Source organism: Amycolatopsis mediterranei (assembly GCF_026017845.1).
Classification (GTDB): Bacteria; Actinomycetota; Actinomycetes; order Mycobacteriales; family Pseudonocardiaceae; genus Amycolatopsis; species Amycolatopsis mediterranei.
Window position 1 is genome coordinate 8,947,152 of record NZ_CP100416.1, and the last position, 19,990, is coordinate 8,967,141.

General features: G+C 69.8%; 11 protein-coding genes. 9 read left to right on the plus strand and 2 right to left on the minus strand.

Annotated elements, in window-relative coordinates:
• Positions 1 to 58 precede the first annotated feature (58 nt).
• Positions 59 to 2,143 (minus strand): PQQ-dependent sugar dehydrogenase, encoded by a 2,085-nt coding sequence (locus ISP_RS40440; RefSeq protein WP_013229567.1) that lies wholly within the window; start codon positions 2,141 to 2,143, stop codon positions 59 to 61.
• Positions 2,144 to 2,345: 202 nt separating this feature from the next.
• Positions 2,346 to 3,926: a ricin-type beta-trefoil lectin domain protein gene (locus ISP_RS40445; RefSeq protein WP_013229568.1), complete on the minus strand. Its 1,581-nt coding sequence runs from the start codon at positions 3,924 to 3,926 to the stop codon at positions 2,346 to 2,348.
• Between the two features lie 1,234 nt (positions 3,927 to 5,160).
• Here ISP_RS40445 and ISP_RS40450 point away from each other — a divergent pair.
• The 9 genes from ISP_RS40450 (at position 5,161) to ISP_RS40490 (ending at position 19,834) form a co-directional block, all read left to right on the plus strand.
• Entirely contained in the window at positions 5,161 to 6,612 is a 1,452-nt protein-coding gene (locus tag ISP_RS40450) for a non-reducing end alpha-L-arabinofuranosidase family hydrolase (RefSeq protein ID WP_013229569.1), read from the plus strand.
• 105 nt (positions 6,613 to 6,717) lie between these two features.
• Entirely contained in the window at positions 6,718 to 8,931 is a 2,214-nt protein-coding gene (locus ISP_RS40455; protein ID WP_230468579.1) for a glycoside hydrolase family 44 protein, read from the plus strand.
• A 98-nt stretch (positions 8,932 to 9,029) separates the two neighbouring features.
• Positions 9,030 to 10,238 (plus strand): ROK family transcriptional regulator, encoded by a 1,209-nt coding sequence (locus ISP_RS40460; RefSeq protein WP_013229571.1) that lies wholly within the window; start codon positions 9,030 to 9,032, stop codon positions 10,236 to 10,238.
• A gap of 416 nt (positions 10,239 to 10,654) precedes the next feature.
• Positions 10,655 to 13,261: a sugar-binding domain-containing protein gene (locus tag ISP_RS40465; RefSeq protein ID WP_230468580.1), complete on the plus strand. Its 2,607-nt coding sequence runs from the start codon at positions 10,655 to 10,657 to the stop codon at positions 13,259 to 13,261.
• Positions 13,262 to 13,298: 37 nt separating this feature from the next.
• Positions 13,299 to 14,756 (plus strand): ricin-type beta-trefoil lectin domain protein, encoded by a 1,458-nt coding sequence (locus tag ISP_RS40470; RefSeq protein ID WP_230468581.1) that lies wholly within the window; start codon positions 13,299 to 13,301, stop codon positions 14,754 to 14,756.
• 95 nt (positions 14,757 to 14,851) lie between these two features.
• Positions 14,852 to 16,690: a ricin-type beta-trefoil lectin domain protein gene (locus tag ISP_RS40475; RefSeq protein ID WP_013229574.1), complete on the plus strand. Its 1,839-nt coding sequence runs from the start codon at positions 14,852 to 14,854 to the stop codon at positions 16,688 to 16,690.
• A 65-nt stretch (positions 16,691 to 16,755) separates the two neighbouring features.
• Positions 16,756 to 18,636, plus strand: a complete 1,881-nt coding sequence (locus ISP_RS40480; RefSeq protein ID WP_230468582.1) for a carbohydrate binding domain-containing protein — start codon at positions 16,756 to 16,758, stop codon at positions 18,634 to 18,636.
• Positions 18,637 to 18,745: 109 nt separating this feature from the next.
• Positions 18,746 to 19,531: a hypothetical protein gene (locus tag ISP_RS40485; RefSeq protein WP_013229576.1), complete on the plus strand. Its 786-nt coding sequence runs from the start codon at positions 18,746 to 18,748 to the stop codon at positions 19,529 to 19,531.
• A gap of 129 nt (positions 19,532 to 19,660) precedes the next feature.
• The gene (locus ISP_RS40490) at positions 19,661 to 19,834 is read left to right on the plus strand and encodes a hypothetical protein (protein WP_014467698.1); all 174 of its coding nucleotides are present in this window, start codon (positions 19,661 to 19,663) and stop codon (positions 19,832 to 19,834) included.
• The last annotated feature ends 156 nt before the right edge of the window (positions 19,835 to 19,990 follow it).

The following is a 19,990-nucleotide window of genomic DNA, read 5'->3' on the forward strand; positions in this document are numbered from 1 at the left end:
CCGCGGCCGGTGATCCTCACGTCGTTGTGGGAGACCGCCGGCCGCGGCGCCCGCCACGTCAGGTGCCGAGGGTGACGTGGAAGATCTTTTCGTTGCTGTTGTTGGGAATACTGTCCTTGTCGCCGTTGTTGGTCGTCGTCAGCCACAGGCCGCCGTCGGGGGCGGGCTCGACGGTGCGCAGCCGGCCGTAGGTGCCGTTGAAGTACGTCTGCACGTTGGTCAGTTCGCTGCCGCTGATCACCTCGCGGTACATCCGGGTCCCGCGTTCGCAGGCGACGTAGAGCACGTCACGCACGACGGCGATGCCGCTGCAGGAGCCTTCGGCGACCGGGTAGGTGTGCTTCGGCGTGATGAACCCGGCGGTGCCGCAGCTGCCCGAGGTGCCCTCGCACGCGGGCCAGCCGTAGTTGCCGCCCTTGGTGATCAGGTTCGTCTCGTCCATGACGGAGTTGCCGAACTCCTGCTCCCACAGCCGGCCTTGGGAGTCGAACGCCAGACCCTGCGGGTTGCGGTGCCCGTAGCTCCACACGTAGTTGCCGAACGGGTTGTCCGAGGGCACGGTGCCGTCGGGGTTGAGCCGGAGGACCTTGCCGTTGAGGCTGGTGGTGTTCTGGGCGTTGTCGCCGTTCTGGGCGTCGCCGGTGCCGGCGTAGAGCTTGCCGTCGGGGCCGAAGCGCAGCCGGCCACCGTCGTGGAACTTGTTGCGCAGGATCCCGCTGAGCAGGATCTGCTCGCTGCTCGTGGTGAGCTTGTCGTTCTCCAGCTTGATCCGCACGATCCGGTTGTCGGAGGGCGAGGTGTGCATGATGTAGAGCCAGTGGTCGCTGCCGTAGGTGGACGAGACGGCCAGGCCGGTCAGGCCGCCCTCGCCGTCGGTGCTCTGCACGTTGGGCACGGTGCCGACGGTGGTCTTGGCGCCGGTGGCCGGGTTGAGGTGGACGATGTCCTGGGCGTCGCGGCGGGTGTAGAGGATGGTGCCGTCGGGCAGGGTGGCCAGGCCCCACGGGATGTCGGTGTCGGTGGCGATCTGCGTGACCGCGCACACCGAAGCGCCGCAGGCGCCGCCCGTGGTCACGGTGGCGGTGTTGCTGTGCGCGGAGACGTTGGCCTGCGCGTCCCGGGCGACCACGTAGTACTGGTAGGTGGTGTTCGCGGCCAGGGCACTGTCGGTGAAGGTCGTGGCCGGCGGGGTGCTCGCGGTGCCGGTGACCGTGCCGATCTTGGCGTTGTCGCGGTAGATGTCGTAGGCGCGGACCCCGATGTTGTCGCTCGCGGCGGTCCAGCGCAGCGTGACGGTCGTGCCGGCCGCGGTGCCGGACAGGGCGGCCGGCGCGGTCGGGGGCTGGGTGTCGGCCTGGCACTGCGGCGGGGTGATCGGCACCGTCGTGCTGGCCTGCGAGACGTTGCCCGCGGCGTCCCGGGCGTTGACGTAGAGGCCCCAGGTGGTGCCGGGCACGACGGTGAGGTCGGTGGAGAGCGTGGCACCGCTCACCGACTTGATCAGCTGGCCGTCGTGGTAGACGTCGTAGAACGCCACCCCGACGTTGTCGGTCGACGCGTTCCACGCGAAGGTCACCGTGTCGCAGGCCAGGTTGCTCACCCGTGGGTTGCCCGGCACGGTGGGTGGCTGCGTGTCGCCGCCTGACGCCGTGCGCCACTGCTGGTTGGCTTGGCCGTTGCACGTCCACAGCCCGACCGCGGTGCTGTTGGCGGTCCCGGCGCCGGTCACGTCCAGGCACAGGCCCGACTGCACGCCGACGATCGTCCCGGTGGAGTCGATCCGCCACTTCTGATTGGCCCCGCCGTTGCAGGTGTAGATCTGCACGACCGCCGGTGCGGTGGTGGCCTGACCGGCGACGTCCAGGCACTTCGGGCTGTCGTACACCCGCAGCTCGCCGGCCGCGGTGAACGTCCACGCCTGGTTGGCCTGCCCGTTGCAGTCGTAGATGTCCACGCCGGCCTTGTCCGCCTGCGACTGGCCGACCACGTCCAGGCACCGCCCGGAGGCGACCCCGACGATGGTCGAACCGGTCACCGCCGCCGCCGGCACCGCGACGGCCCCCACACCCGCGACGGCGGCCACCACCGCCGCGGTGAGCCGCACCGGCGACCACCGTCGCCTGTTCGAGGTGAACGCTTTCATCAGACCTCCACGTCGAGATCAACGATCGACCGGCCCGCACGGCCGGCTCGGCGCGGCACCGGCCGGCACCGCGTCCGGGAACACGGATGGCGGTCCGCCCGGGATGTCTCCCCAGCCGGAAGCCCGCCGTTGTGGAGCCGGAGAAGGCCGGACCTCCGCCCGGGGGGGCCGGCCCTCTCCGACGATCAGGACGGGCGCGGCGTCAGGCCTTGGCCCACTTCTGGTTGCTGCCGCCGGAGCAGTCCCAGATCTGGACCTTGCTGCCGTTGGCGGTGGCGGCGCCGTTGACGTCGAGGCACTTGTTCGCGCCCACGGCGGTGATGCTGCCGTCGCCGTTGAGCCGGAACTGCTGGTTGCCGCCGCCGGTGCAGTCCCAGATCGCCACCGCCGTGCCGTTGGCCGTGGCGTTGCCGGACACGTCCAGGCACTTGGTGTTGCCGTAGACCCGCAGCTCTCCGGCCGCGGTCGAGGTGAACGCCTGGTTCGCCCCGCCGTGGCAGTCCCAGATCTCGGCCGGCGTGCCGTTGGCCTGCGACGCGCCGGTGATGTCCAGGCACCGCCCCGATCCCTGACCCCGCAACGCGAACGTGCCGGGGTTGGCCACCCCGCCGCCGGTGACGACGTACATCGCGGCGCCGTGGCCCGGCACCGACGCGCTGATCGCGCCGCTGGTGGTGCCCGTGGAGTGCGCCCAGAGGTCACGCACCGAGTAGCTCGAGGCCGACCCGAGACCGATCTGTGAGGCGGAGGTGCTGATCGTGCTCGTGCCGCTGCCGCGGTTGAGCAGCACGACCGCCATGGAACCGTTGGCCATCGGCTTGGTCCAGACCTCCGTGTCGCCGTAGTCGGCGATCCGGTTGCCCTGCCGCCCGCCCCAGTCCTGGTTGACCCCGATGACTTCGGTGTTGGTCAGGATCGACCGCGTGGCGGCGCTCATGGTGCGCAGGTCGTTGCCGGCCAGCAGCGGGGCGTTGAGCAGCGCCCACAGGCTGAAGTGCGCCCGGGCCTCGGTGTCGGACAGGCCGTTGCCGACCTCGAGCATGTCCGGGTCGTTCCACGCGCCCGGTTTGGCGAGCCCGGCCCAGCCGGGCTGGGCGTCGAGGATGCCCAGCACCGAACCCCAGTTCCCCTGGATGTCCCAGGTGGTGCGCCACGAGTTGCCCGTCGCCGGCCCCCACTGGTTGACGCTGTCGCCACCCCAGTTGCAGATCGCGAACAGGATCGGCCGCCCGGACTTCGCCAGGGCGTCCCGCATCGCGACGTAGCGGTCCTGACCGCTACGACCCTGGTGATCACCGCAGTTGTCGTACTTCAGGTAGTCAATCCCCCACGATGCCCACAGGTTCGCGTCCCGCTGCTCGTTGCCCAGGCTCGCCGGGTAACCCTGGCACGTCGTCGTACCGGCCGAGGAGTAGATGCCCAGCTTCAGCCCCTTGCCGTGCACGTAGTCGGCCAGCGCCTTCATGCCACTGGGGAACTTGGTGTGGTCCGGCACCAGGTTTCCGCTGCTGTCCCGGTTCCACTCCGACCAGCAGTCGTCGATGTTGACGTACTGGTAGCCGGCCGCGGCCATGCCGCTGGACACCATCACGTCGGCGGTCTGCCGGACCAGGGTCTCGTTCACGTTGCAGCCGAAGCTGTTCCAGTCGTTCCAGCCCAGCTGCGGCGTGCGGGCCAGGTTGTTCTCCAATGCCTGGGCCGGCTGCTGGACGGAGAGCAGCGCGATCGGCACCGCGGCCGCGGCCAGCACGGCCGAAAACGCTGATCGCCAGAACTTGCGCACAGATCCTCCTCGGTGAGTCTGAGCGTCGTGTGCGGTCCGGTGGGACGCGGAGACCGGACGGCACCGGGAATGCCCGGTGCCGTCCGGGAGCGCTCCCAGAGGGGGCACTCGGAGGGGTGTCGTGGGGGTGGGTGGTCGTGGTGGTCTGCCAAGACGACGGTGCCGGTGAGCGGGCGGGCGCCGGGCCGGTAACGCGGAGCGTGCCGCGGAACCGGCCCCGACCAGCAGTTCGTTGCTTGGCGAAAGTATTCGTTGGAAGCCACCTGAAAATGTCAAAGTCTCCTGGTCCTGTCAAGCACCTCATCTGGCCAGACCACGGCGTCGTCCGCCTCCTCCGACGCCCCGGTCACCAAGCAGAGCCGGATTGACCTGCGGAAATCCCGGCGCAGGAGTAAATTTCATGATCCGGCACCGTCGGGGCGCCCGGAAACCCCGGCCGGGCGAGACTGCGCAGCTTGATGGCTTTTGTTCGATTCGACCACCACTGCGCGACCCGCACGCGTGCCGGACAAGATCGAATACTCCAAACAGGCGCTGATACTTTCCATATCGAAGTAATACCCCCGGCGCGGCCGGCTGCACGTGTGCGGCACCACGATGTGCGACAAGGACAACGCCCGCGTCCAGCTGCGTGGCGTGCGCAGCGTTCGCCGCGGCGGACGTCCGCACGGGCCTTTGCTTGGTCCCGCCGCCGTGTTAGCGTTCACACCGGCGGGCTTTCGTTGGAGCACGGCCAATGGCGGATCGACGTCGGAAACCGGCACGCCATACCGGCCGAACGTGGTGGACAGACAGGTACTCACGTCAACGACGATGGGAGTTCCCATGCTCCGGAAGCTCTTGTGCGCGGCCAGGTCCGCGACGGTTCCGCAGTGCCCCGATGAGCCACGGACGGTGATCCGTCCGGTCGGCCGGCGACGGGCTCGGCCGCAGCGCCGGGTCGTCCACCGGAGGCAAGTGTCGTGACCCTCGTCAACCGGCAGAGTCACCTCGCCTCCGACGCGTAGGAAGCCTCGGCCGCCGACAGCACGCACTTCCCGGTGGCACCACCCGGGCCACTCCAGCCGGCCATTCCGGTCGCCGCGCGCCCGACCGCGTCCGCGGCGGAGCGCTCCGCAGAACGCCGAAGGCGCCCTGCGGGAACACGCCGCGTGTGAACGACAACGGTTTGCCTGCCGGCTCGCTCCCCCGTGCCATTGCGCGTCCGGTCACCCAAGTCAAGGAGTCAACAGGAATGCCAAAACACAGAAAGCTGTTCCGGTCATGGGCCGCGGTGTCCGCACTGCTCGCGGCGGTCTCGGTGATCGGCGCCGGCGTCGCGCACGCCGACAGCACCGGCGCGCTCCGTGGCGTCGCCTCCGGCCGCTGCCTGGACGTGACCGGGCGCAGCCAGGCCGACGGAGCCCTCATGCAGGTCTGGGACTGCAACGGCGGCACCAATCAGCAGTGGACACTCACCGCGCTCAACCAGTTGACCGTGTACGGCACCAAGTGCCTGGACGTGCCCGGTCACGCGACCGCGGCCGGCACCCGGGTGCAGATCTGGAGCTGCAACGGCGGGACGAACCAGCAGTGGCGCGTCAACGCCGACGGCACGGTGACCGGCGTCGAATCCGGGCTGTGCCTGGACGTGAGCGGAGGCGGCGCCTCCGCGAACAGCACCCCGGTGGTGCTCTGGACCTGCAACGGCCAGAGCAACCAGCAATGGACCGGCCTGACGCCCACCGGGCCGGGCGGCGGGAACCTGCCGTCGAGTTTCCGGTGGACGGACCAAGGTCCCCTGATCAGCGCGAAGCCCGTGTCCGGGCACAACATCGTGTCGGTGAAGGACCCGAGCATCGTCCGGTACAACGGGCAATGGCTGGTGTACGCCACCACCGCGGACACGTCCGGCGCCTGGAGTGTCGAGTACACGCACTTCACCGATTTCTCGCAGGCCGCGTCGGCGTCGCAATACCACCTGAGCGACAACCCGAACCTCGGCCACCGGTACATGGCCGCGCCGCAGGTGTTCTACTTCGCCCCGCAGAACAAGTGGTACCTGGTGTTCCAGCAGGGACCGCCCGCCTTCTCGACCAACACCGACCCGACCCAGCCGCAGAACTGGAGCACGCCGACGAACTTCTTCGCCAGTACGCCGCCCGTGGTCGACCAGCACGGGGGCGGCTGGCTGGACTTCTTCGTCACCTGTGACACCGCCAACTGCTACCTGTTCTACGCCAACGACGCCGGTGACATCTTCCGGTCGCAGACCACGGTGGCGAACTTCCCCAACGGCTTCGGCAACACGGCGGTGGTGCTGCACGACGACAACCGGGGCAACCTGTTCGAAGCCACCGCCGTGTACAAGGTCAAGGGCTCCAGCACCTACCTGATGCTCGTGGAGGGCTGGGATTCGGTCGGCCACCGCGTCTACCGCGCCTGGACCGCGCCCAGCCTGAGCGGGTCCTGGACCCAGATCGCGAACCCGTTCGCCGGTCTGGCCAACGTGACGTTCCCCAGTGGACAGTGGACCAACGACGTCAGCCACGGGGAACTGATCCGCACCGGGTACGACCAGACCATGGAGATCGATCCCTGCCACCTGCAGCTTCTCTACCAGGGAGTGAACCCGAACTCCACGAACGTGCCGTACTCGCAGCTGCCGTACCAGCTCGGCCTGCTCACCCAGACCAACCCCTGCTGACCGCGCTGCCGTGCCCCGGCCGCATGAGCCGGGGCACGGCACCGGCCACCGTCCCATGGGAGCGCTCCCAGAGGAATCTCGTACACGCCCATAGGAGTCCCAGACATGCCCAGAGCAGTGCGTGCCCGACGCCCCTGGCCCCTGGCCACCATGGCGGTCCTCGCCGTCTCGACCGTGGTCACGGTCGCTCCCGCCGACGCCGCCACCGCCGCGCCGGGCCCCGACCTGGCCGTGGACGTCCTCGCCGATCGGCAGCCGATCAGCGAGGACATCTACGGAATGAACTTCGCGAGCGAGGAACTGGCCGCGGAGCTCCGGTTGCCCGTACAGCGGTGGGGCGGCAACTCCACCACCCGCTACAACTTCCGGTTCGACAACACCAACCGCGCCTCCGACTGGTACTTCGAGAACATCGACGAGGCGACCCCGGACCCGGCGGCGCTGCCGGACGGGTCGGTCACCGACCTGACCCACGAGCGGAACGTGCGCACCGGCAGCAAGAGCCTGTTCACCGTCCCGCTGATCGGCTGGGTGCCGAAGGCCCGGGGCAAGGCGTGCGGGTTCTCGGTGGCGAAGTACGGCCCCCAGCAGAGCACCGATTCGTGGGCCCCGGACTGCGGCAACGGCGTCCGGCCCGACGGCACGAACGTCACCGGGAACGACCCGCACGACACCAGCGTCGAGGCGGGCGCGCAGTACGTCGAGGACTGGATCCACCACCTCACGGGCAAGTACGGCACCGCGGCCGGCGGGGGCGTCCGCTACTACGACCTGGACAACGAACCCGACCTGTGGCAGCACACCCACCGCGACGTGCACCCGCAGGGCGCGGGCGCGGTGGAGCTGCGCGACCGCACCTACGACATCGGAGCCGCGGTGAAGGCCGCCGACCCCTCGGCCAAGACGATGGGGCCGGTGGGCTGGGGTTACATGTCGCTGCTGCACTCCGGCCTCGGCGACGCGGACCGCCCGAACCACGGCGGCGTGGACTTCGGCGAGTGGTACCTGGCCCAGATGCGCGCCTACGAGCAGCAGCACGGCGTGCGCATCCTGGACTACTACGACAACCACATCTACCCGCAGCAGTCCGGGGTCTCCTCGAGCGATGCCGGCGACGCCGGCACCCAGGCGCTGCGGCTGCGTTCGACCCGCCAGCTCTGGGACCCGACCTACGTCGACGAGTCGTGGATCAACGACAAGATCAGGTTCATCCCCCGGATGAAGGACATGGTCGCGCGGAACTACCCCGGCACGAAGACCGCCATCACCGAGTACAGCTGGGGCGCCTTCGACTCCGTGAACGGCGCGCTGGCCCAGGCCGACGTGCTGGGCATCTTCGGTCGCGAAGGCCTGGACCTGGCCACGCTGTGGACCGCTCCGAGCGCCGGCCAGCCGGTCGCCGACGCCTTCCGGATGTACCGCGACTACGACGGCCGGGGCGGCCGGTTCGGGGACACCCGGATCCGCGCCACGAGCACCGACCAGGACAAGGTGTCGATCTACGGCGCCGAGCGCGCCACCGACGGTGCCACCACCCTGATGGTCGTCAACAAGACCGGTGGCGACCTGACCAGCCCGGTGGCGATGTCCGGCCGGGGTGCCGGCACGGCGCAGGTCTACCGCTACAGCGGCGCCGACCCGACGGGCATCGTCCACGAAGCCGACCAGGCGGTGTCGGCGACCGGGTTCACCGCCACCCTGCCCGCCGGCTCCATCACCCTGTACGTCATCCCGAAGGACGACACGCCCACGCTCCCGGCGCCGGGCGCGCCCACGGCGTCGGACCTCACCGCGACCGGCGTCACGCTGTCCTGGCCCGCGGTCACCGGCGCGGCGGACTACACCGTCGAACGGGACGGCAGCCCGGCCGGCCGCACCGCCACCACGACCCTCGCGGTCACCGGCCTGAAACCCGACACCGCCTACACCTTCACCGTCCGCGCCAACAACGCCGCCGGCACCTCCTCGCCGCCGTCACCGGCGCTGACCGTGCGCACCAAGCCGGACCAGTCCGGCACCGGGTGCACCGCGGCGGTGACGGTGACCGGCAAGTGGCCAGGGCAGTTCCAGCTCGACCTGACCGTCCGGAACCGCGGCACCACGTCCGGCACGGGCTGGACGGCGAGCTTGGGCCTGGCCGGTGGCATGTCCGTGGCCCAGACGTGGAACGGGGTCACCACCACCACGGGGACCACCGCCACCGTGCGCAACGCCTCGTGGAACGGCGCGCTCGCCCCCGGTGCCTTCGCCACCGCCGGGATGATCCTCAACGGTGACCCGGCCGGCTGGACTCCCACGCCGACCTGCTCCCTGACCTGACCCACCGGCCGCGGTCGCGCCCTCGCCGGAGGGTGCGGCCGCGGCCGCACGCCGTCCGCCGCGGCGGTCCATCCTGATCACCGGGATAGCATGGTGCGGTGACGGCCGACGACCCGGGTTCCCCGCCCAGCATCGGGCCGGTCCCGAGGTTGGCCGCCACCACCTGGACGGGCACGGCGGACGGCACCCGCGCCCAGATCTTCGCCGAGGTCCTGACCTTCGGCCCGATCTCCCGCATCGAGGTCGCCCGCAGGCTGGGCCTGTCGCAGTCCACCGTCACCAAGGCGGTCACCCCCTTGATCGACTCCGGCTACCTCGTCGAGGCCGGCAGCAGGGTCGACGGCCCCGGCCGCCCGCAGCGCCTCATCCGGGTCGCGGCCGGCCGGTACCACGCCATCGGCGTCCAGCTCGGGCCCGCGGGCGTCACCGGCGTCCTCACCGACCTGCGGGCCAACACCCTGACCCGCCTGTACCACCCGCTGCCCGAAGGCCACGAACCGCACACCGTCCTGGCCGCCGCCGCCGGCCTCATCGGCAGGCTGCGTTCCGCCGCGCCTCGCGGCCTGCTCGGCGTGGGCGTCTCGCTGGGCGGCCACGTCGACCCGGCCACCGGCCGCTGCGTGCACTCCGGCATCCTCGGCTGGGACGACATCAACGTCGCCGCCCTGCTCACCACCGCCACGGGCCTGCCCATCGTCGTCAACAACGACGTCAACGCCGTGGTCATCGCCGAACAGTGGTTCGGCGCGGGCCGCGGCGTCCGCTCCTTCGCGGTCGTCGCCGTCAGCGCCGGCATCGGCTGCGGCCTGCTGCTCAACGGCGAACTCCACACCGGTGCCACCGGACTGGCGGGCGAATTCGGCCACCTGCCCCTCAATCCCGGCGGGCCGCCCTGCAGCTGCGGCAACACCGGCTGCCTGGAAGCCGTCGCCGCCGATCCCGCGGTCATCGCGGCCACCGCCGCCCAGGGCGGTCCGCGCTGCGACAGCACCGAAGAAGTGGCCGCACTGGCCCGGTCGGGCAACGCGGCGGCCCTGGCCGCCTACACGGCCATGGGCGAAGCACTGGGCCGGGGCCTGGCCGCCCTGTGCAACCTGCTCAACCTCGGCAAGATCATCCTCACCGGCCACGGTATGAAAGCCTTCGACGTGTTCGAAAGCGCGTGCCTGACCGCGTTCCACCGCCACGCCTTCTCCACCGCGGCAACGGATTGCGAACTCACCCTGGAGCCGGGCGGCGACGACCTCTGGGCCAGGGGCGCGGCCTGCCTGGTCATCCGCGAAGCGGCCGGCGCCGCACATCCCTGACCGGACGGGGTGGCGGTCCAGGACGGCACCGGACCGGATCCCTTGACCTCGCAAGACGTCCGTGCGGTCCCCCGAGCCGGAGATCGCCGCTGCCGGAACCGGTCGAGGCGTCCACAAGAGACACGAGTTCGCGCCCGCACGGGGAACCGGCGCACGCTCCCGATCCGGGGCACAGGCCTCGCGAGGTGGCCCTTGACCGGGCGCGGGAGCCGCCCTATCGTGAATTGGGTTTGTTTCCCGCAGAAAGTTACCCCTGTTCGCCCCGAACGCCGCCACCGTTGGCGTCCGTTCGACGTGGCCTTCCAGTGATGACTCCGCGAAGAGTTTCACCGGATGGCCCGGCCCTCGTCTGGGAGCGTTCCCAGACCAGGGGGACGGACGACGGCCTGCCAGACCAGCGTGGCGATGGAGGACCTGTGGCCCAGCGACAACGACGTCCGCTCGCCCAACCCAGCCCTCTCCTGGGGGACGAAAAGGCTTCCCCGGAGGCGAAGCGCACGGTCCTGCGGAGGCGTTCCGTCCTGGCCGGCGCCGGTGCGCTGGCCGCGAGCGCGGCTCTGCCCCGCCTCGAGCCCACCGCGGAGGCGGCGACGGCGAGCCGTCGCGTGGTGTACGACCTCAACCCGGACTGGCGATTCGTCCAGGCCGACGTCCCCGGGGCGAACGCGACCACGTTCGACGACTCCTCGTGGACGACGGTGAGCGTGCCGCACACCTACAACGACGTCGACTCGTTCGACAACTGGATCACCAGCTCCGGCGAGAGCGCGGTCGCCATGCAGATCACCTGGTACCGCAAGCACTTCACCATGCCGGCCGGTCTGGCCGGGATGAAGGTGTTCCTGGAGTTCGAACGGGTGCGGCAGGCGGCCACGGTGTACGTCAACGGCGTCCAGGTGGGATTGTGCGAATTCGGGGTCTCCCCGTTCGGCTTCGACATCACCGACCGGATCAGGTTCGGCGCGGACAACGTGATCGCGGTGAAGGCCGACAACACGAAGTGGCGGCCTGAGCAGGCCGGCGGGGTCGGGTTCCAATGGGACACCCGTGACTTCTACCCCGAGTACGGCGGGTTGACCCACAACGTCCGGATGCACGTGCTGCCCAGGACGTACTTCACGCTGCCGCTGTCCATGAACCTGGGCACCACGGGCACCTACGTCTTCCCGAGCGCGTTCAACATCCCCGGCGCGACCGCGGCGATCACCGCGCAGGCGCAGGTACGCAACGAAGACTCCGCCGCGCGGACCGTCACCGTGTCGGCGAACCTGATCGACGCCGGCGGCGCCCTGCACGCGACCATCGCCGGTTCGGCGGTCAGCGTGGCCCCGGGCGAGACCCGGGTGGTGACGCTCTCCCAACGGATTCCCGGCCTCCGCTTCTGGAGCCCGGCCTCGCCCTCCCTGTACACGGTCGAGATGGTGCTGAGCATCGACGGTGCGGTGGTCGACGCCTACCCGGTGGTGACCGGCTTCCGCAAGACCGCGTTCCAGGGCGGCACCACCGCCGGTGGCGTGTACCTCAACGACCAGTACGTCTACCTGACCGGGTATGCCGTGCGGACCACCAACGAATGGGCCGTCATCGGCGGCGCGGTGCCGGAGTGGCTGACCGGGCTGGACGGGCAGCTGATCCGGGACAGCCACGCCAACCTGATCCGGTGGATGCACGTCTCCGCCCCGCCCAACCAGATCCGGATGACCGACAAGTACGGCATCGTGTCCGTCCAGCCGGCCGGCGACAAGGAGTCCGACGTCACCGGCCGGCAGTGGGACCAGCGGGTCGAGCAGATGCGGGCCTCGATGGTCTACTTCCGCAACAGCCCCAGCATCCTGTTCTGGGAGGCCGGCAACAACTGGATCACGGCCGCGCACATGAGCCAGATGCTCGACCTGCGCAGGACCTGGGACCCCGCCGGCGGACGGGCGATCGGCTGCCGGGCCATCTCGGACAGCTCCGCGTACGGGGGAACCGCGGCCGTGGACGCGGCCGAGTACGTGGGCACCATGCTCAACCGGCACTACTCGGTCTACGCGCGCGACCGCAAACCCGTCATCGAGTGCGAGTACACCCGTGACGAGGCGCCCCGCCGGGTGTGGGACAACTACTCCCCACCCGACTTCGGCTACCGCACCGGACCGGACGTCACCTACCACTGGACGTCCGAGGACTTCGCCGCCACCGTCGCCGCGAGCAGCCGGTACGAGTTCTGGTCGCAGCGCATCCAGGGGCCCGGCGACCGCCGCTACGCCGGCGCCGCCGCGTTGATCTGGGCCGACTCCAACCAGCACGGCCGCCAGTACAACTGGGAGTGCGCCCGGCTGTCCGGTCGGGTCGACGCGGTGCGCATTCCCAAGGAGTCCCTGCACAGCTACCGGGTCATGCAGAACCCGGCGGCCGACATCCACGTCATCGGCCACTGGACGTACCCGTCCGGCACCAGGAAGACCATCCACGTGCTGGCTTCCGCCGCCGTCCACGAGGTGCGGTTGCTGGTCAACGGCACCCAGGTCGGCAGCAACAGCTCACCGGCCTACGACTTCCTGTACTCCTTCCCGGACGTCGCCTGGCAGTCCGGCACCATCACCGCGGTCGGCTACACCACCGGCGGCACCGAGGTCGTCCGCGCGTCCAAGACCACCACCGGCGCGGCGGTCGCCCTCAAGCTCACCCCGTACACGGCGCCGGGCGGACTGCGAGCCGACGGGAGTGACGTCGCGTTCTTCGACGTGGAAGCCGTCGACAGCGCCGGCCGCCGGATGCCGACCCACCAGGCCCGGGTGGACTTCACCCTGACCGGCCCCGGCACGTTCCTCGGCGGCTTCAACTCCCACATCCCGGGCAGTGTGCACAAGTCCGCCGTCGAGACCGAGGCCGGCGTCAACCGGGTCTTCGTCCGCGCCACCCGCGGCGCCGGCACGCTCACCCTGCGCGCTACGGCGTCCGGGCTGACCGCCGCGACCGCCACCGTCACGTCGACCGCCTTCACCACGACCGGCGGGCTCACCGTCCTCCGCTCCTGAACCCGAGGTTTTCCGGACGAACCCTATGGAGAAGAACATGAGTGGACAACGACGCCTGCTCGCCCTGGTCGCCGGTCTCGTGCTGGCCCTGCTGGGGTCCGCGGGAGTCCAGCTCGCCGCGGCTCCCGCCGCCCGGGCCTCCACCGGCCAGTTCCACGGCGTGAACTGGGCGGATCAGCGGGACAACTTCCTGTGGGACGAGAACGTCCCCATCGGACTGTCCAAATCGGACAATTACGCGACCACCTACACCAAGGCCACGGCGGTCCTGAAGGGATTCCAGGGCCTGGGCACCAACACCGTCCGGTTCGGCATCAACCCCCAGACCACCGCGTCGTCCTGGTGGGGAAGCCTCACCGCCGCCTACGACGCGGCGAGTGCCCTGGGCATGAACGTGATGATCGCGCCCTGGACACCACCGGACGGCAGCGGCCGGATCAACGGCGAGTCGGCCGCCTTCTACCGGATGTGGGACACCGTCATCGCCAAGTACGGCGGCAAGAGCAACTTTTACTTCGACATGATCAACGAGCCGTGGGGGTACGGCGCGACCGAGCTGACCAACCTGGCCGCCGACTGGCTGGCGCACTACCCCGCCATCCCGCGCGGGCGCATGGTGATCCCGGGGCTGTGGGCCGACCAGGACATCTGCACGGTCGGTGCCGACTCGCGCCTCAACGGCACCCTGCTGTCGATCCACCTGTACACCCTCGGCGGGGAGACGCACCCGACCGCCGCGGAGTGGGCCGCCACCTTCAGAAGCCGGTTGTGCGGCTACGCCGACCGGGCCGTGCTGAGCGAGTTCGGCGTCCCGATGAACACCGGCATCAACTACAACGGGCCGCGCGACGGTACCAACAACGTGTCCTACCTCTACGGTCTCACCGACACCGTCCGCAGTCTCGGCATGGGTTCGCTGCTGTGGACCGGGGTGAAGCAGGCCGACCAGACGGTGGGCCCCGGCCCCTGCTTCAACGCGTCCTGCGCGATCACGTCCCTCGCCGGCAGCGGAACCAATCTCTCGCTGACGGTGACCAACCAGTCCGGCCTCGACCGGTTCCGCTACGGCTGGGGACTGAACGACAACCCCGGTGGCGGTAGTGGCGGCAGCGGCGGGGTGCTGCGGGGCGCCGGATCCAACCGGTGCCTGGACGTGCCGGGCGTCAGCCAGGCCGATGGCACCCGGCTGCAGATCTGGGACTGCAACGGGGGCACCAATCAGCAGTGGGCGGCCTTGTCCAACGGCGCCTTGCAGGTCTACGGCAGCAAGTGCCTCGACGTGCCCGGACACGCCACCGCCTCGGGCACCCGGGTCCAGATCTACACCTGCAACGGCGGCGCCAACCAGCAATGGCGGCTCGGCTCCGACGGCACCGTCATCGGAGTCGAATCCGGGCTGTGCCTCGACGTCACCGGTGCCGCCACCGCCAACGCCACCCCCGTCGCCATCGCCACCTGCAACGGCGGCACCAACCAGAAGTGGACCCGTCAATAGCCCTCCCGGCATCCCGGCGGCGGGCGGCTTCGTCAAGACGTCCGCCGCCGTATCCCGGTCCTCGCGCACCAGCACCGATCAGTTGGGGAGTCCCCATGCGACCACACCACTCACCGCGCGGCCGGCACCTCCGGCGTCTGCTGGCCGGCGGCACAGCGAGCATCCTGATGACCGCCGCGGCCCTGCTGCCCGCCGCACCGGCCGGCGCCGCGACGTCCGCGTCCGTCACCGTCAACACCGCCGCCACCCTGGGCACGATCCCGGCGGCCGGGCACGGTCTCAACTTCGCGATCTACGACGGCCACATGAACGACGCCGCCATCCCCGGTCTGGTGAGCGGGGCCCGGTTCAGCGCCCTGCGGTACCCCGGCGGCTCCTACGCGGACGGATACCACTGGCAGACCCACACGATGGAGGACGGCGGGTACGTCGCCCCCAACACCGGCTTCGACACCTTCATGTCCACCGTGCGGACCGCGGGCGCCCAAGCCGTCGTCACCGCCAACTACGGCAGTGGCACCCCCGCCGAAGCGGCGGCCTGGGTCCGCTACGCCAACATCACCCACGGGTACGGCGTCAAGACCTGGGAAATCGGCAACGAGGTCTACGGCAACGGCTACTACGGCGCCAACTGGGAGCACGACACGCACGCGGACAAGAGCCCGAGGGCGTACGCGAACAACGTCCTGCAGTTCATCTCCGCGATGAAGGCCGTCGACAGCACCATCAAGATCGGCGTGGTGCTCACCACGCCGGGCGGCTGGCCCGACGGCATCGTCCACTCCGGGGACGCCATGGACTGGAACAACACCGTCATGTCCATCGTCCGGGACCAAGCGGACTTCGCCATCGTGCACTGGTACCCGGGCGCCGGGTCCGCCCGCGACGCGCTGAGCAAGCCGCGGCAGATCGCCTCGACCGTCGCCGCGGTCCGCACGGTGATCGGCAAGTACGCCGGGGCCAACGCCGGCCGGGTCGGCATCGCCGTCACCGAGACCAACCCCGGTTTCCAGCTCACCAGCGCCACCTCGGCCCTGTTCGCCACGGACTCCTACCTCACCTGGTGGGAAAACGGCGCGTTCAACCTGGACTGGTGGGACATGCACAACGGCTCGAACACCCCCGCCAGTCCCGCCGATGACGGCACCACCGACTACCACGACGAAGGCATCCTCTCCAGCGCCAGCACCACGGAACCACCGCTCAACACCCCGCTGCCGCCCTACTACGGGCTCGCCATGACCGGCCGCGCCGGGGCACCGGGCGACACCCTGCTCGCGACGTCTTCCAGCAACTCCCTCCTGGTCAGCCACGCCGTCAAGACGAGCACCGGGGTCAACGTCGTCCTGATCAACCAGGACCTCGGCAACTCGGCCACCGTGTCGCTGTCCTACAACGGCTACACGCCGAACGGCACCACCACGGTCGACCAGTGGAAGAAGGGGGACACCTCGATCAGCACCACGACGCAGGCATCGGCGAACTCGATCACCGTCGCGCCCTACTCCGTCACGGTCCTGCACACCGCCGGCGGCGGCGGGAGCAACCCGGCCGCCGGCGTGCTCAAGGGAGCCGGATCCGGCCGCTGCGTCGACGTGCCGGGGGCGGTCAGCACCAACGGCACCCAGGTGGCGTTGTGGGACTGCCACGGCGGTACCAACCAGCAGTGGACGTACACGTCCGGCCGGCAGCTGACCGTCTACGGAACGAAGTGCCTGGACGCCGCGGCCCAGGGCACGACCGCCGGCACCAAGGCGCAGATCTGGGACTGCACCGGCGCCGCGAACCAGCAGTGGAACCTCAACGCGGACGGCACCGTGACCGGCGTCCAGTCCGGGTTGTGCCTGGACGCCGCCGCGAACGGGACCGCCAACGGCACCCCGATCCAGTTGTGGACCTGCAACGGCGGCAGCAACCAGCGGTGGTCCCGGTGAGACGCGGCATCACCCGCGCCTTCGGCGTGGCGGTTGGCCTCGTCCTGGGTCTTGCCGTGCCTCCGGTGACGACCGCGGCAGCCGGCGTGACGACCTGGTGGTGGGTGGACTGCGCGTCCGCCGGCAACGGCAACGGCACGGCACAGTCCAGTCCCTGGAACACCCTGAGCTCGGTCAACGCCCACACCTTCAAAGCCGGTGACGGACTCGTCTTCGCCACCGGCACCAGCTGCCGCGGACAGCTGGCCCTGCGCGGGTCGGGCGCCAGTGGCAACCCCATCGTCATCGGGCAGTGGCGAAGCGGCCACGGGTCGGGCAAGCCGATCCTCGCCGGCGGCGGGGTCACGCCGGCCACCGTGTACCTGCACGACAACGAGTACGTGACCGTCGAGGATCTCGAAGTCACCAACAGCGGCGCGAGCGCGGGAGACCGGGCCGGCATCCTCGCCTACAACGACACCGGCAGCACCTTGCACGGCATCACCATCACCGCCAACACCGTCGACAACGTGAACGGCTACCGGTGGGGCTACTACGGCGTCAACGCCGGGATCGCCGTGGACATCGACGGCGGGCTCGCGAACCCCGGCGTCTACAGTGGCGTGACCATCTCGGACAACGCCGTGTGGAACGTCAACCGGGCCGGCGTCTGGGTGGGCAGCCTGGCGGAGAACGGCGCCATCTCCGCGCGCAGCACCGGCGTCACCATCTCGGGCAACCAGATGACCGACCTGGGTGCGGACGGCATCGTGACGCGCTACACCAGCGGCGCGCAGATACTCAACAACGTCGTCTACGACGCCGGCAGCTGGTCCGGGGGCGCGAACTCGGGCAGCCCGAGCTACTACAACCCCTATCCGGACGGTATCTGGCCGGTCAACAGCGACAACCCGGTCGTCCAGGGCAACGAGGTGTTCGGTTTCGTGTCGCAGGGCGCGGGTGACGGCGACGCCCTGGACTGCGACCTGCACACCACCAACTGCCTCATGCAGGACAACTACAGCCACGACAACGTCGACGGCCTCTGGATGGACTGCAGTGGTGCCGGGGGCCGAGGCGAAGTGTTCCGCTACAACATCTCGCAGAACGACGCCACCGCCCGCAACGGCATCTTCAACAACGGCTGCGGCGGGTCTCCGACTCCCGCCGTCTACAACAACACGGTGTACATCGGCTCCGGCAGCCCCAAGATCGACAGCGCGAACCGGGCGAACTGGGGCAGCGGGACGGCCTTCACCGACAACATCATCGACAACCAGGGCAACGGCGGCTTCGGCACCAGTGCCCGCTGGGATCACACCCTCTTCCACGGCTCGGGCAACCGGCCCGCCGACAACACGAACGCGGTCGTGGGTGACCCGAGGTTCGCGCACCCGAACGGCGCCGGCAACGGCCGCGGCACGGCGGCCGCCGCCTACGCCCTGTCCAGCGGCTCGGCGGCGATCGGCACCGCGGTGGCCATCGCCGGTGCTCCCGGGCGGGATTTCTCCGGCAACAGCGTCTGCGCCAGTCCTGACATCGGAGCCATGCAGAACCTGTGCGGTCCGGCGGGCCAGGTGAACAACCCGGGATTCGAGACGGGCAGCCTGAGTCCCTGGACCAACCTGGCCGGCGCCGGCGTGGTCGGCGACAACGCGCACACCGGCAGCTACGCCGTGCGGACCGGAAACGTCAACTCCGGTGTGTCGCAGACGGTTTACGGGCTCGCGTCCAACCGCACCTACACCCTCACCGGCTGGGTGAAGTCGAGCAACGGCAGCGACGCCGTCTACGTCGGCGTCAAGAACTACGGCGGCACGGAGACCAGCATCCCCGCCACCTCGAGCACCTACACGCGGATCAGCGTCACGTTCACCACGGGCTCGGGCAGCACCAGCGCAACCATCTACTGCTGGAAGAACGGGGGCAGCGCCGCAAGCTACTGCGACGACTTCTCCGTCAGTTGACGCACGACGAGCGAGGAGGCGTCATCGGATGCGTCGGCCAGAAGCCGGAAGACGATCGGTTCCCCGCAACTCGGCCCGCGGGCGCCGGTGCACTACGTGGGCGGCTCTGGTGCTCGCCGCCGCGGTCGCGGTGATCGTCGTCCACCAGACGTCGGCACCCCCGGCCGGCCAGGACCCCGCGGCGCCGCTGCCGGACGGCCCGGTGCTCACCGTCGGCACCGACCCGGTCGACTCACGCGAGTTCCTGCTGCAGATGGGCACGAACCGCGCTGAGGTCTTCCAGTACTTCTATGATCACTACGGAGTGCGGGACACCGCCGGCTTCTGGACCACGCCGCACGGCGAGACCACACCCCTGGCCATGCTCAAGCAACGCACCACGCAGCAGCTGGTCCGCCTCACCGTGCAGCTTCAGCTGGCCCGCGCCCGCAACCTGGTGGAGGACATCACCTACGGGGCACTGGTGGCCGGTATGCCAGAGGAGAACCAGCGCCGGACGGCCGCCGTAGCGCAGCACAGACCGGTGTACGGTCTGACGTCCTTCACCGAGGAAACGTACTTCAACCACGTCACCACCAACCTGGCGGTGGAACTCAAGCAGAGTACGGAACAAGGCATGAAGCCACCCCCGACCGCGGTGCTGCACCAGCTCTACGAACAGTTGCGCGAGCAGAACTTCTCCTGCCCGCCACCCGGCCGGCAACAGCACGGCGAGTCCTCGGCGAAATCGCAGTACTGCGCCGATGGTCAGCAGTATTTGCCGTTCGTCGCGGTCGAGCCCCAGGTGGTGCAACGTTGGAAGGACGACCAGTTCGAATCCCTGATAGCCGCGAACATCCGTGCGGCCCACGTGGAGATCAACCACATGGTGTTCGACAAGATCGAAGCGCAGTAAACCGTCCGCCAAGCTTGCCTCGACCATCAACGTGCCGACGAAAACCCCTGGTCAGACCCGTTCCCATCCTATGGTAGTCCTGCCGAGGGCACCCTCTTTGATCACGCGAGCCGGTTCCGGCCGGGGCCGGTGGTCCCGGAGGAGGTCCTCGCGAAGTCGGTGACCGCGTTGCTGGGGCCGGAACACGCCACTCCCGCTCAGGTCCGGGCCACGGCCGTCGAGGGCATCCAAGCCCTCGCCGACGGTCGCGCGACGGCCCTCGAGCTCATCGCCGCGCCCGCCAGGCCGGTCTCCGCCGTCTGAACACACTCCGGCGACCGGAAATTTTCGCCGCCGGCATCCGCTCGCTGCACCAGGTCAGCGCGCCGGGCTCGGTAAACGACCGCCCATCGGCCGATTGACGTCCGTGCCGCGGCCGGTAACGTGTGGGAGCGCTCCCACACGCCGGCGGCAGGAGTT